Annotated in this window: 15 protein-coding genes and 1 rRNA gene; 14 read left to right on the top strand and 2 right to left on the bottom strand. The window is 58.1% G+C overall.

Going from position 1 to position 13,606, the window contains the following annotated elements:
- Window positions 1-42 precede the first annotated feature (42 nt).
- The 5 genes from ACFFT4_RS22420 to ACFFT4_RS22440 all read left to right on the top strand — a co-directional run bounded on the left by ACFFT4_RS22420 (window position 43) and on the right by ACFFT4_RS22440 (window position 2,958).
- A complete protein-coding gene (locus ACFFT4_RS22420; RefSeq protein ID WP_378051075.1) occupies window positions 43-189 on the top strand; it encodes a hypothetical protein in 147 nt (48 codons plus the stop codon).
- A complete protein-coding gene (locus ACFFT4_RS22425) occupies window positions 186-614 on the top strand; it encodes a hypothetical protein (RefSeq protein WP_378051076.1) in 429 nt (142 codons plus the stop codon). Before ACFFT4_RS22420 ends, ACFFT4_RS22425 begins: the two co-directional genes overlap by 4 nt.
- Before the next feature lie 66 nt (window positions 615-680).
- A complete protein-coding gene (locus tag ACFFT4_RS22430; RefSeq protein WP_378051095.1) occupies window positions 681-1,136 on the top strand; it encodes a hypothetical protein in 456 nt (151 codons plus the stop codon).
- 129 nt (window positions 1,137-1,265) lie between these two features.
- Window positions 1,266-2,477: a M24 family metallopeptidase gene (locus tag ACFFT4_RS22435; protein WP_378051078.1), complete on the top strand. Its 1,212-nt coding sequence runs from the start codon at window positions 1,266-1,268 to the stop codon at window positions 2,475-2,477.
- Window positions 2,478-2,571: 94 nt separating this feature from the next.
- On the top strand, window positions 2,572-2,958 hold the full coding sequence (locus ACFFT4_RS22440; RefSeq protein ID WP_378051079.1) for an ATPase: 387 nt from the start codon (window positions 2,572-2,574) through the stop codon (window positions 2,956-2,958).
- A 106-nt stretch (window positions 2,959-3,064) separates the two neighbouring features.
- Here ACFFT4_RS22440 and ACFFT4_RS22445 read toward each other — a convergent pair whose 3' ends face one another.
- Window positions 3,065-4,192, bottom strand: a complete 1,128-nt coding sequence (locus ACFFT4_RS22445; RefSeq protein WP_378051080.1) for an EAL domain-containing protein — start codon at window positions 4,190-4,192, stop codon at window positions 3,065-3,067.
- A 193-nt stretch (window positions 4,193-4,385) separates the two neighbouring features.
- On the opposite strand from ACFFT4_RS22445, the gene gatC reads away from it, so the two are divergent.
- The 7 genes from gatC (at window position 4,386) to ACFFT4_RS22480 (ending at window position 11,533) form a co-directional block, all read left to right on the top strand.
- Entirely contained in the window at window positions 4,386-4,673 is a 288-nt protein-coding gene (gatC, locus tag ACFFT4_RS22450) for an Asp-tRNA(Asn)/Glu-tRNA(Gln) amidotransferase subunit GatC (RefSeq protein WP_378051081.1), read from the top strand.
- Between the two features lie 19 nt (window positions 4,674-4,692).
- The gene (gatA, locus tag ACFFT4_RS22455) at window positions 4,693-6,153 is read left to right on the top strand and encodes an Asp-tRNA(Asn)/Glu-tRNA(Gln) amidotransferase subunit GatA (protein WP_378051082.1); all 1,461 of its coding nucleotides are present in this window, start codon (window positions 4,693-4,695) and stop codon (window positions 6,151-6,153) included.
- Window positions 6,154-6,167: 14 nt separating this feature from the next.
- The gene (gene gatB, locus ACFFT4_RS22460; RefSeq protein WP_378051084.1) at window positions 6,168-7,601 is read left to right on the top strand and encodes an Asp-tRNA(Asn)/Glu-tRNA(Gln) amidotransferase subunit GatB; all 1,434 of its coding nucleotides are present in this window, start codon (window positions 6,168-6,170) and stop codon (window positions 7,599-7,601) included.
- 84 nt (window positions 7,602-7,685) lie between these two features.
- Window positions 7,686-8,162 carry a GNAT family N-acetyltransferase gene (locus ACFFT4_RS22465; RefSeq protein ID WP_378051085.1) on the top strand — a complete coding sequence of 159 codons (477 nt, stop codon included), beginning with the start codon at window positions 7,686-7,688 and terminating at the stop codon, window positions 8,160-8,162.
- Between the two features lie 174 nt (window positions 8,163-8,336).
- The gene (locus tag ACFFT4_RS22470) at window positions 8,337-9,095 is read left to right on the top strand and encodes a hypothetical protein (RefSeq protein WP_378051086.1); all 759 of its coding nucleotides are present in this window, start codon (window positions 8,337-8,339) and stop codon (window positions 9,093-9,095) included.
- 112 nt (window positions 9,096-9,207) lie between these two features.
- Window positions 9,208-9,639 carry a Fur family transcriptional regulator gene (locus ACFFT4_RS22475; protein WP_378051087.1) on the top strand — a complete coding sequence of 144 codons (432 nt, stop codon included), beginning with the start codon at window positions 9,208-9,210 and terminating at the stop codon, window positions 9,637-9,639.
- Between the two features lie 217 nt (window positions 9,640-9,856).
- Entirely contained in the window at window positions 9,857-11,533 is a 1,677-nt protein-coding gene (locus tag ACFFT4_RS22480) for a glycosyl hydrolase family 18 protein (protein WP_378051088.1), read from the top strand.
- Window positions 11,534-11,675: 142 nt separating this feature from the next.
- Here the strand turns inward: ACFFT4_RS22480 and ACFFT4_RS22485 are convergent, their stop codons facing one another.
- Window positions 11,676-12,044 (bottom strand): DUF2614 family zinc ribbon-containing protein, encoded by a 369-nt coding sequence (locus ACFFT4_RS22485; protein ID WP_378051089.1) that lies wholly within the window; start codon window positions 12,042-12,044, stop codon window positions 11,676-11,678.
- Between the two features lie 189 nt (window positions 12,045-12,233).
- On the opposite strand from ACFFT4_RS22485, the gene ACFFT4_RS22490 reads away from it, so the two are divergent.
- Both ACFFT4_RS22490 and ACFFT4_RS22495 read left to right on the top strand, forming a co-directional pair.
- Entirely contained in the window at window positions 12,234-13,112 is an 879-nt protein-coding gene (locus tag ACFFT4_RS22490; RefSeq protein WP_378051090.1) for a nucleotidyltransferase-like protein, read from the top strand.
- 292 nt (window positions 13,113-13,404) lie between these two features.
- Window positions 13,405-13,606, top strand: a 16S ribosomal RNA gene (locus tag ACFFT4_RS22495); the annotation flags it as partial.

Here is a 13,606-nt window from a genome sequence, read left to right on the forward strand (position 1 = left end):
GCCGAATTCAATAATCCACGCCGTTGGGAAGGGAGATACGAGATGAGACAGTTGCTTATGACGACGCTGTTGGTGATCACGGTTGTGCTGCTCTATACGTCGATAGCGCAAGGCGACGGCGGAACGAACGAGAGAATTACCGATTCCGGCGGCCGGATGGCGGATCACCTGTCGCGCATCAGCCCATGAAACAGCTGCTCGTGTTCGTGCTGTTTGCCGCGTTGTTTTGTTGGCTGATGTTCTCTCCCATCTACAAGCATGTGCTCGTTATTCGCCAAGCGCTGCTGCAGCAAGAGGTCGACTATATGCTGGAGATCGGAGCGAGCGGCAAATACGGCTATATCGACGGCTGGATGGTCGAAGAGTCACGCAGCCGGCTGACGCAATACGGGTTTTCCGCAGGCCTGCTGGAATACGAGATTCATTCCACCACGGGAGCGGAGAGCGGCAATCCGGCGAATCCCCTGCCAAGGGGCACCGGGCTTCAGCTGCGCATTGCGTACCCGTATGAAAACCTGCTGGCGATCGACAGGCTGATCGGACTCTCTCCTCCCTCCGAGAACGCCCGCATATCCGGGAGGGGGATGAAGATGAGCGAATACGTTCCCGATTGACGACCGAACGGAACGGCTGCGGAAGGAGGCGAGGGAGAGCTGGCCAAGCTGATATTCAGCGTGCTGATGATCGTGGTGTGGTGGATGCTGCATGCGCTGCAGATCGACGAGGAAGCGGCTATGCGGACCGTGCACGAAGCGAAGCGGGCGATCGATCGGGCGGCGCACGCCGCGGCCCAGCAGGTCGACCGGGAGAAACTCGAGATGGGGGTGATCTCGATCGATGCCGGTCTGGCCGGGGCGACGGCGCTCGCGTATTTGAGCCATAATTTGTCGTTGGACGCGGGCCTCGAGCCTACGGCAAGGAGCTTCCTCCGCGACCCCGTCGAGGTGAAGGCCTTCGCGATTATCAATGAAGACGTCGGCTTTCCGTACACGTACTACAATGCGCAGTACGAATACGAGGTGACGTTGGACCGTCCGGGCGTTGTGCTGATCGCGCATGTGAAGTATCCGCGTCTGTTCGGCGTGCTGGCGCCAGTCGAATGGGACTTGAAGGGGACGGCGGAGCTGGTGTTCTGAAGCGCTCCCGGGCACGGGGAGGGCATCGGCAACGCGGCCGGCGCATCGGAATCCGGTTGACATGCCGATCCGGTCTTTGCTCTAATGGTAGGAGCAGAAGATGAACCCGATCGGAAGGAGCTGTCAACTATGAGCAATGTTCCGCCCAACGGCGAATGGTCCGAGCGCGTCGGCCGACTGCAGGAGAAGCTTGCGTCGGCGGGAATGGCCGGCTGCCTGGTCACGCAAAATGTCGGCATCTATTATTTTTCCGGCTCGATGCAGGCCGGGTACGTGTTCGTTCCGGCCGTCGGAGAGCCGACCTTTTACGTAAGAAGAAGCCTGGTTCGGGCGCTGGAGGAGTCGAAGATCAGAACGACGGAGCTGCTGTCGTTCCGCGCGTTCGGCGAGCAGCTTCGAGCGGACTACCCGCAGAGCTTCCCGGCCGCGGAAGCCGGAGAGCGGCCTCTTGTCGGCTCCGACCTCGACGTCATGCCCGCGCAGCTTTATTTGAAGCTGGGCGAAGTCGTTCCCGGGGCGCGCATCGTCGACGCTTCGACGTTGCTCCGAACCGTCCGCAGCGTGAAGTCCGCTTACGAGATCGGGCGCATCTCCGAGGCCGCCGAAGTCGTCGCGGCCGCCCTGGAGGAGGGGCTGGCGGCGCTGAAGTCGGGCATGACGGAGCTTGAACTGATGGCGATTATCGAGCTCGGCACGCGAAGAAGAGGCCATATCGGCCTGATGCGCATGCGCGGGTATAATCAGGAGATTATGACCGGCATCGTCTCTGCCGGAGAAGCCGCCGCCGAGCCTTCGTATTTCGACGGGCCGGCGGGAGGCCGCGGGCTGTCGCCGACTTCGCCGAAGAGCGTAAGCCGGCGGCCGATCGGCCGGGACGAACCGATCCTGCTCGATCTCGGCTGCTGCATCGACGGTTACGTGATCGACCAGACCCGCACTGCGGTCATCGGACAGCTGAGCCCGGAGCTTGAAGCGGCCTACCGGGTGTCGGAAGCGATTATTCGCCAGACGGAGCGATCGCTGCGTCCGGGAGCGACGCCGGAGCAGCTGTACGTTCAAGCGCTCGACGCGGCCGCCGAGGCCGGTCTCGCCGGGAACTTCATGGGCTTCGGCAAGGACCAGGTGAAGTTTCTCGGTCACGGAATCGGTCTGGAAATCGACGAATGGCCCGTGCTGGCCAGAGGCTTCCGCGATCCGCTGGAGCCGGGCATGACGCTGGCGGTGGAGCCCAAGTTTACGTTCCCCGGCCAAGGCGTCGTCGGGATCGAGAACACCTATCTCGTCACGGAGAACGGCTTCCGGACGCTTACGAAATCGCCCGAGAGATTGCTTGCGCTGTAGCTTTTCCTTGGCTCCCGGACAATGGCATTTGCATAGAATCCTACTTTTCTAGTAGGATAGTAATATTCCGGGAGATTAGGGGAGGGGAATCGGCATGCTGCAGCTGGGGGAAAGAATCGTCATCGTGGACGACCGGTTTGAGCAGAATTTGCCTGTGGGCGAATACGGCTATATTATCGCCTATGACCGCAATAACGACAGCGCATTCGATTACATTATTCGCGTGCCTAAAGCCAATAGACAATTTTACGTGCCGGAATCCGATATCGAGCTGGAGAGAATGCTTCTGGAGCTGGAGGCGGATCGAATCGAGAAGGAAGCGCTGATCGACTTCGCCTTGGCGACCCGCAACGAAGAGCTGTTCAGGAAAATCATGAACGGCGATCAAGCGGAAGATCAGCCGGCGGAAGACGATTCGAGCAAGGAAGTGCTCAGCCGCGAGGAGTTTATTCGCCAGGTGAATCTGAAAGCCTGGATTTAAGCGGGAAAGGCCCGAACATCGGATGCAACGGTCTGCGGACCGGCGGCGTCCGATGTTTTTTTGTTGCGGCAGCCTTTCCGCCGGGGGGCGACGGACGGCGGAACACTCAGCCGATAGAAGCGGCGGCTGTCTCTACGGGAACCGGCATGGCTCTGCCGAACAAGTAGCCCTGGAACAGAGGGACTCCCGCCTGCTTCAAATACGCCCATTCTTCCGGTCGCTCGACGCCTTCCGCCAGCACAACGCCGTGAAACCGCGAGACCCGGTCCAGCAATTGGTCGATATACCGCTGCTTGTCGGAATCCCGGTCGCAGCCGTCGACCCATCTGCGGTCCATTTTCACATAATCGGGCTGAAGCCGTTCGACGACGTCGAGCGTCGCAAACCCGCTTCCTACGTCGTCCAGGGCCAGGCGTACGCCTTCGCGCCGGTACAGGTCGAATATGGCGGGCAGTCCGGGATTGTCGAGCGGCTCCGACTCCATCACCTCGAAGACGCAGTCGCCGGGGTCCGTTCCGGTTTCCTTTATTTCGTCGAATGTGCATTTTAAACATGTCTCGGGCCGATACAGCGAGGAAGGCAGGAAGTTGACGAAACGCTTGATGCCCGCCGGGAGATGCGCCGCGCCCATTCGGATGGCGATCCGCCGGGCCGAACGGTCGAGGAAGGAGTGCTGGCCGATTTTCCTTGCAGTCTCGAACAGCTCCGCAGGGCGAAAAGGCGCCTGCTCCGGCATCGGGCGCGTCAAAAATTCGTATCCGACTATGTCTCCGTCCGGACGGACGACCGGCTGCAGGTGTACGGTAAAATGACGGCGCAAAATGTAATCCGGCACGCTGACGCCTCCGATTTCGCCGAACAGCTCCGCCAGCGGAATCCAGGCGCTCTCGCCGGCCCCGTCGTCTCCGGCGGACGTATTGTCGCTGCCGAACGCATCTTCTTCTCTATCGTTCGCGAGCCCGTTATCGTCGTCCTCCGCAAATCGAATCCGGCACCGCACGGAAACGGCGTCCTCTGCCGGCAGCTGACGCTGGAGCTTGCTTATGAGCTGGAGCAGCTGCCGATGCTCCGCGTAGCGCAGCGCAAGCGGGGCGGCGGACGCTTCTTCCCGATCCGCAAGCTCCGCGATCGCCTGCCGCAGCGCTTCGCGCAGATCGGGCGCTTCGGCGGCGAATTCTACCCTTCCGGCGTCTCTGAGCGGTGCGGATGAGATCGTTCGATGATAGCAAGACATAACAAGATCCCCTTTGCGATTCAGATTATCGGGAGCGCGACCCGGCGCGGAACACGCGCTTGTGTCGCGCTCGCTATATTTTTACCCTTTTCGACGGCGGTTAACGCTTTCGGCACTCATTGAGTTCGCTTAGTTTGTCCGATATAATGAAAAGAATGAGCGGAAATGCGGAAATAAGGAGGGTTATACCAATATGAGCATTACGATCAAAGACGTCGAGCATGTCGCCAACCTGGCCCGTCTCGACCTGTCCGACGCGGAGAAGGAGCAGTTCTCCGGACAGCTCAACGCGATTCTGAAATATGCCGAGAAGCTGAATCAGCTGGACACCGACGGCATCGAGCCGACAAGCCACGTCCTGCCTCTCGCCAACGTGATGAGAGAAGACGAAGTGAAGGATTCCTGGCCGGTAGAGAAAGTTCTTCTCAACGCTCCGGAAGAAGAGGACGGCCAATTCAGAGTGCCTGCGGTGCTGGAATAAAGATTAGGAGGAGCAAAGCATGTCGGTTTTCGACCTTAGACTGTCCGAATTACATAATCGCCTTCAACATAAACAATTATCCGTAACCGAGCTCGTCGAATCTTCCTTCAAACGAATCGGCGAGACGGACGGAGAGATCGGCGCGTTCCTGACCTTGAACGAAGAAGGGGCCCGCAAGGAGGCTCAAGCGCTGGATGCCCGGCTGGCGTCCGGCGAAGAGCGCGGACTGCTGTTCGGCGTTCCGTCCGGCATCAAGGACAACATCGTGACGGAAGGCTTGCGCACGACCTGCGGCAGCAAATTTCTCGACAATCATAATCCGATCTACGACGCGACGGTGGTAGCGAAGCTTCGCTCGGCCCAATCCGTCACGATCGGCAAGCTGAATATGGACGAGTTCGCGATGGGCGGCTCGAACGAAAACTCCGCTTATCGCGCGGTGCGCAACCCATGGAACCTGGAACGCGTTCCGGGCGGTTCCAGCGGCGGCTCGGCGGCGTCGGTCGCGGCGGGCCAGGTCTATTTCTCGCTCGGCTCCGATACCGGCGGCTCGATCCGCCAGCCCGCGGCTTATTGCGGCGTCGTCGGACTGAAGCCGACCTACGGCCTTGTCTCGCGGTTCGGCCTTGTGGCGTTCGCCTCGTCGCTCGACCAGATCGGACCGATCACGAAAAACGTAGAGGATTCCGCCTACGTTCTGCAAGCGATCGCCGGTCATGACGAGCGGGATTCGACGTCGGCCGACGTCGAAGTTCCGGATTATCTGTCCGCGCTTACGGGCGACGTAAAGGGCTTGCGCATCGGCGTTCCGAAGGAGTACCTCGGCGAAGGCATCGATCCCCAAGTGAAGGAGCGCGTGCTCGAAGCGCTCAAGGTATTCGAATCGCTCGGCGCCGTCTGGGAGGAAATTTCGCTTCCGCATACGGAGTACGCCGTCGCTACGTATTACCTGCTCGCTTCCTCGGAGGCTTCCTCCAATCTGGCGCGGTTCGACGGCGTGCGCTACGGCGTGCGCGCCGACAATCCGGCCAACCTGCTCGACCTGTACCGCCGCTCGCGCAGCGAAGGCTTCGGCCCGGAAGTGAAAAGAAGAATCATGTTAGGTACCTATGCGCTGAGCTCGGGTTATTATGACGCTTATTACAAGAAAGCCCAGCAGGTGCGTACGTTGATCAAGCGCGACTTCGATCAGGCGTTCGAGAAATACGACTTGATCATCGGTCCTACCGCGCCTACGACGGCGTTTAAGCTGGGCGAGCAGGTAGGCGATCCGCTGACGATGTATTTGAACGATATTTGCACGATTCCCGTCAGTCTGGCGGGAGTGCCGGCGATCAGCGTTCCGTGCGGCTTGGCCGAAGGGCTGCCGGTCGGACTGCAAATCATCGGCAAGCCGTTCGACGAATCGACGGTGCTGCGCGCCGCGCACGCATACGAAAGCCAAGCCGGATTTCGCGATTTGCGTCCGGCGCTGTCTTAGGAGGGGGCCCAACCATGTCTAAATACGAAACGGTCATCGGCCTCGAAGTGCACGTCGAGCTGCATACGAAATCGAAAATTTTCTGCGGCTGTTCGACTTCCTTCGGAGCGCCGCCGAATACGCATACTTGTCCGGTATGTCTCGGTCATCCCGGCGTGCTTCCCGTGCTGAACCGCCAAGCGGTGGAGTACGCGATGAAAGCGGCGATGGCGATCAACTGCGACATCGCGGAATGGTGCAAGTTCGACCGCAAAAACTATTTTTATCCGGACTCGCCGAAGGCTTATCAAATTTCGCAATACGATCAGCCGGTCGGCCAGAACGGCTGGATCGACATCGAAGTGGACGGCAAGACGAAACGGATCGGCATTACGCGCCTGCACCTGGAAGAGGATGCCGGCAAGCTGACGCATATCGACGGAGGCCTCGGTTCTCTTGTCGACCTCAACCGCGTCGGCACGCCGCTTGTCGAGATCGTCTCCGAGCCGGATATCCGTTCTCCGGAGGAAGCGAAAGCGTATTTGGAGAAGCTGCGCGCGATCATGCAGTACTGCGACGTGTCCGACGTCAAGATGGAGGAGGGCAGCCTGCGGTGCGACGCCAACATCAGCATTCGTCCGTACGGCCAGGAGAAGTTCGGAACCCGCGCGGAGCTGAAAAACATGAACTCCTTCCGCGGCGTTCAGCGCGGCCTGGAGTACGAGGAGCTGCGCCAGGCGGATATTCTGGACGGCGGCGGCGAGGTGGTGCAGGAGACGCGGCGCTGGGATGAAAGCCAGGGCAAGACGTTCAGCATGCGCGGCAAGGAAGAAGCGCACGATTACCGCTACTTCCCCGATCCGGATCTCGTGCGCCTGCATATCGACGACGAGTGGAAGGCGCGGGTGCGCGCTTCGATTCCCGAGCTTCCGGACGCCCGCCAAGCGCGGTATATCGAACAGTACGGCCTGTCGTCCTACGACGCCGGCGTGCTTACCGCGTCGATGCGGCTGGCCGATTTCTTCGAGGAGAGCCTGAAGCATACGAGCGACGCCAAGGCGTCGGCCAACTGGATTATGGGCGACCTGCTCGGTTATTTGAATGCGAACAATCTGGAGCTGGACGCGGTCAAGATTACCGGCCAGGGATTGGGCGAAATGATTCAACTGATCGAGAAAGGCACGATCAGCACGAAAATCGCCAAAACGGTGTTCAAGGGCATGCTCGAAAGCGGCAAATCTCCCCAGAAGATCGTCGAGGAGCAGGGCCTGGTTCAGATCAGCGACGAAGGCGCCATTCTGGCGATCGTCGACGCGGTCATCGCCGCCAATCCGCAATCCGTGGAAGATTTCCGCGGCGGCAAGGACAAGGCGATCGGCTTCCTCGTCGGGCAGATCATGAAGGAGACGAAGGGCAAAGCCAATCCGGGGCTTGTCAACAAGCTGCTGATGGATCGGCTGAAAGCCTGAGCGTAATATCGAATCAACGGCAAACCCGCAGATTGGCACGGGTTTGCCGTTGTGTTATTTTCCAGAAGAAAGAGGACTTGGACGATGGAAATACAACGACTCGACATACGGCTTCGGGAATCGGCGGAAGAGGTGTGGGCGCTGCAGCATCCCGCCTACAGGGTCGAAGCGGCGTTAATCGGAGTGCCGGATTTGCCGCCGCTGCGGGATACGATCCAGACGCTGCAGCGCTGCGGGGAGAGCTTCTTCGGCTGCAGGAACGAGGAGGGAGAATTGGTCGGCGCCGTATCGTACGAGCGGGAGGGGGCGGAACGCTTTACGATCTGCCGGATGATGGTGCGCCCGGATTGCATGCGCCGGGGGATCGGCGCGAGGCTGATGGATAACGTATTGGCCGCGGAACCGTCGGCGTCTACCTGGACCGTAACGGCGGAGATCCGCAATCTGCCCGCGCTGCGGCTCTACGAGAGATACGGATTCGAACGCGAAGAGATTTTCCAGCCGGTTTCGGATATCACGTTGGTTCGGTTAAAACGCAGACCCGCCCCGGCAAACCTCTGAGAGACCGGCTCGGACTCCGACTTAAGCCTAGGTTTGCCCCCGTCCGAATGCCGTTGTTGCATGCGAGCAGGGCATGCTACAATGAGGCCAATGAGCCGAACGTGCGGCAAGACAGCTTGCAAGGGACGGGGAACGCAGCCGTTCCGCTGGAATGACAATGTCGGAGGGATGGGTATGAAGGAATCGGACAATTGGAATCAAGAAGGAGTCTATCCGCCGCCTCCGGGTCCGGAAGCGGCGAATGCGGGGGAAGCGGCGCGGCAGCATTGGCCCCCGGGTTACGGAGCGCCTCATCCTTACCCGGAACGGCTTTCGGAGAGAAGGAAGAAAAAGTGGGTCGCGGGCCTGCTGGCTTTTTTCATTCCGGGAACCGGGCATATGTATTTGGGGCTGATGGTCAAAGGCGTCGTTCTGATGATGCTGCTCTTTCTGGATATAACGGCCCTTATACAAGCCGGCTTAAACGGCAACACGCTTTCGATCGCCCTGCTGGCGTTTCTGATTCCGATCATTTATTTCTACAGTCTGTTCGATGCGATTCAACGTACCGACGCGATCAACGATCGCACCGGGACCAAGGCGCAGGGGCCCGGTTATCGGGCCGGTTGGGCGCCCACGCCCGCGCCGTCACCGTCTCCGGCGTACCCGCCTTATCCGGAGCAGCGCCATGCGGAGCAGGCTCCTTATGCGGAAGCGCCGCCCTCGACGCCGCCGCAGGCTCCCCGACCGCAAACCGAGTACGGGGTGCCGCCCGTCGGCATTATGATCGTGGCCGGAGCGGGAGTGCTGATGCTGCTGATGTCCGGGTCCGGCTGGACGAATCGGATATTCAGCTCCGCCGGCTCGGTGTTCGGGGCGATCGTTCTGATCGGAGCCGGGGTCTTCTTCTGGTTCTGGGAGAACCGGGGCCATAAGAAGACCGACAGAAGCTAGAAGGGTCGTCCCAGGCCGCGGGGAGTTCTTCCATTGACAACGACTGAACGCGAAAAGTAGAATAAGTTATACACGCGTCAGTACGCTAAGTCATATGAAAGGCTGTGAGAGCATGGAATCCAAGGTTGAGCATGCCGTGGACCAGCTCAAATCCGGCGGAATCCGGATGACCCCGCAACGTTACGCCATACTGCATTATTTGATGGAATCGTATTCGCATCCGACGGCGGACGACATTTTTCGCGCCTTGTCTCCCCAGTATCCGAGCTTGAGCGTAGCTACCGTCTACAATAACTTGAAACTATTCGTCGATGCAGGACTCGTAAGGGAACTGACTTACGGAGACGATTCCAGCCGATTCGACGCCGATATGTCGGATCATTACCACATTACCTGCACAAGCTGCGGAACCATCGTCGATTTCGACCATCCGCCGGTAACGGAGGTGGAGCATGCCGCGGCCGCCATGACGGGGTTCACCGTGCTGGGCCACCGGTTGGAAATTTACGGGCTGTGCCCGACTTGCAAGAGAATGCATTCTTAATCCATGGCAGCAGGAAAGCACGCGGGGCGAAATCTCGGCGTGCTTTTTATTTTATACGGCCGCGGGATCAGCAACCTATCTGCCGCTCGAATCGTACCTTTATCAGGACGAGCTTTACTTCCAGTCCAGCAGAAACGGAGTTGAAACGCAATTGAATAACGAGTTTGCCTCCAGACGGAAACCTCCCAGACGACGATCCGGAAGGTGGCTGTTCCTCTTGCTGCTCTTCATTGCGGCGGCCGGGGGAACGATCTGGTGGAAGGTATCCCATTCGGCCAATACTTCATACATCGTTCCTTCGTATATCGCTAAACCGAATCCGATCATGTTCCGGGGAGAGTGGACGGAGCAGTATGCCCGCGGCAACGAGGAGGGCTTGCTCATTCCGATCTCTATCGCTTCGCTGCTGCTCGGCGACGGTGTTCGTTACGAGGAAGAGACGGAGAGCATTATTCTGACAAGCGACACGAAGGTGATGCATTTTAAGACCGGCGAGCTGGACGCAACGCTGAATCGCAAGCCGTCCACGCTCAGGTTTGCCGCGAAGAAGCAGGACGATATTTTATATTTGCCTATAGCTCCGCTTAAAAAGCTGTTCGGAATCCGGGTCGAGATCGCCGACAATTCCGGAATCGTGACGCTGTATGAGCCGGGAGAGGAAATTCGACATGCGAAGGTTCCGCTGAAGAAAGAAAAGGGGATCAAGCTGCGCGAAGGGCCGGCGATTTCGTATCCGATTGTCGAGGATTTGCTGCCGGGGACGGACGTGCGCCTCATGGAGGAGACGGAGGAAGGGTGGTACAAAGTCCAATCCGCTTCCGGCCATCTCGGCTATATCGCCAAGAGCGCCGTCGAGCCGGGCGAGCTGGAGACGATTCCTCCCGAAGCCGCGGACGACGAACCGTTCGTCGCCTGGAAGTCCGAAGGCAAGAAAATCAATCTGACCTGGGAGGCAGTCTATTCTGCCAACCCGAATACCGGGAAGATCGGAGAATTGACGGGAGTCAACGTCGTCAGTCCGACCTGGTTTGAGCTGGTGGACGGCAAAGGAAACGTGCGCAGCAACGCCGACGCGGCTTACGTGAAGTGGGCGCATGGCAAAGGGATTCAAGTGTGGGGGCTGCTCAGCAACGGCTTCGAGCCCGACCGGACGACAGAGGCGCTGTCCAGCTATGAGTCGCGGAACGCGATGATCCAGCAAATGCTGGCGTATGCCAAAACGTTTAAACTGCAGGGCGTGAACATCGATTTCGAGAACGTCTATACGAAGGATAAAGACAACCTGGTCCAATTCGTTCGGGAGATGACACCGCTCATGCATGATCAAAATCTGGTCGTGTCGATCGACGTGACGGCCAAGTCGGGCAGCGAGATGTGGTCGGCGTTTCTGGATCGGAGGAGGCTGGGGGCAAGCGTCGACTTTATGATGCTGATGGCCTACGACGAGCATTGGGCGGCCAGTCCGATCGCCGGCTCCGTCTCCTCGATGCCGTGGACGGAAAACTCCGTAAGGCGTATTTTGGAGGAGGATGACGTTCCGCCCGAGAAGTTTATTTTGGGCGTTCCTCTGTATACCCGAATATGGACCGAGGAGCCGGATGGTCAGGGCGGCATCAAGGTATCGTCGAAAACGATGAGCATGAACGCCGTTAACGATTTGCTTCGGGAGAAGAAGCTTAAGCCGGTTTTCTCCGAGGAAAGCGGGCAAAATTACGTGGAGTTCAAGGAAGGCGAGACGCTCAAGAAAATCTGGATCGAGGATGCGACTTCCATGAAGGCGAGGGCGGAGCTGGCCCGGAAGTACGATTTGGCCGGCGTAGCCTCTTGGCGGCGCGGATTCGAGTCCGAAGATATATGGGGCGTTCTGGATCAAGCGCTGCAAGGCGTCTCCTGACGTCAAGCCAAGTCCAAAAAGACGCAAGCATGCATCTCCGCAGGTTCGGGAGGCGCTGGCTTGCGTCTTTTTCTTAACGATTCGGCAGTCTCCGGCAAAACGCGTTCTCCGTCCCATGGACGCCGAAGGCGTTTTTGCTTGTTTAAGACTGTAAAGGGGCTTCCTGGCCTGCTTCCGCAGGCTTCTCGGTCGCCTGCTTCGGGTCCCACGTCAAAATCGTGTGGCAGTACATGCAGCGATCCGTCGTGCCGAGCATTTTCGTGTTTTTGCCGCATTCCGGGCATTCCAGCACAGGAGCGCTCGTGGACAGCATGCCGACGTAGAAGTAGATGCCCATGCTGATAAAACAGCTAATGATGCCAAGCACCATGAAGATAGCGGCAATGATTTTGCCGACGTCGCCGAACATCAGAATGCCGCTTGTCCCGAAGACCATGACGCCCATGCCGATGAAGACGAGCAGCAGCGCCCAGGTACGCATTGTCGATATTTTGCTGGCTTTCCATTTCATGTTGCCATCCTCCGTATTTTAATGAAACTGTCCCTTCGTTTCCGATGTATTCGGCTTGCTCTGGCAGGAAACAGGGGTTGCGTTGTAGAACTACACCATACTCGCATTTTTATTATAGCTCACATTGCCCGGCCAAACCACCTTGGGACGCCGTGCAGCGGGCTGGACGTTGAACAGAGGTGTGATCACTTGGTACAAGCGGACAAGCAGGAAATCGGGATCGAGAGATTGGCTAAGGAAGAGAGAGCGGAAAGTCTTCTGCTGATTGCCAATCCGTTCTCCAATCAGCCGAGATTGGACGGTCTGGACCGCCTCATATTGATCGTTCAGGACGGCGAAGCGGCGGAACGGGAAATCGAGCATTGGCTGTGGGAGGATGCGCGGGTTCAGGTGCGCAGAGTTTCGCGCGAAATTCTGGAAAGCTGGATCGTCGGCAGCTCCAACCGGGGGAGCGCTTATTGGTTGATCCAAGGAGAGATCCTGTACGATCGCGACGGTTATTTGGCCGATTTGCGGAGGCGCCTCTTGGACTGGTCGTCCCTCATTAAGGAGCAGAAGCTTCTGAGCGAATTTTCGCGTTTTGTTAAAGGCTATTTGCAGGCGAAGCAGGATCTGGAGGACGGTCAGGTGCTGGATGCGTATTCCAACGTGCTTTCCAGTCTTCATTATTGGGCGCATATCGCCATTGTAGAAGAGGGCATGCATCCCGAGCTGACGGTATGGGAGCAAATGCGCAAAGTCAACCCGGGCATCTACAAGCTGTTCGAAGAGCTGACGACTAGCACCGAAACGTTGGAGCAGCGCGTTCGGCTCGTTCTGCTTGCCTGCGAATTTTCCATTATGAATAAAATGGAGACCTGCTGCGCGCTGTTGATCCGGCTGATTGAAAGCCGCCGCAAAGCGTGGACGCCTGCCGAGCTGATCAGCCATCCCGACTTGACGGGGCTGTCGCTGGAGCTGTCCGTTCTTCTCTATTTGCTGGTGAAGCGGGGGTGTATCCGCGAGATCGCCAAGCCGATGGCCGTGCAAGGAAGCGGTTTTCTGGAGCTTATGTATACCTCCGCATAAGGTCTCGGAACTTATTGGATAAAATGTCGAAAAAACCGTTGACTTGCCTATTCGATCTGTGATAAATTATATCTCGCCGCTGAAAAAGCAATAAGATGCGGACACGGTGAAAACAAAGAAATGCAAACAAAGTTAAAAATAATGCTTGCATCGAAGGTTTGAACTGTGGTATATTATGAAGGTCGCTGTTAACACGACGGCGAATGAAAATCAACACCGATTGTTCTTTGAAAACTGAACATTGAGCGTAAGAAACAACAAGCAAGACCAGCAAGAAATGAGCGAATCAACTTTCATGGAGAGTTTGATCCTGGCTCAGGACGAACGCTGGCGGCGTGCCTAATACATGCAAGTCGAGCGGAGGGTTTTGGGAGCTTGCTCCTGAATCCCTTAGCGGCGGACGGGTGAGTAACACGTAGGCAACCTGCCCTCAAGATCGGGATAACATTCGGAAACGGATGCTAAGACCGGATAAACGGTTTGGTCGCATGACC

Origin of the sequence: Cohnella cellulosilytica (genome assembly GCF_042431195.1) — a bacterium.
GTDB lineage: Bacteria > Bacillota > Bacilli > Paenibacillales > Paenibacillaceae > Cohnella > Cohnella cellulosilytica.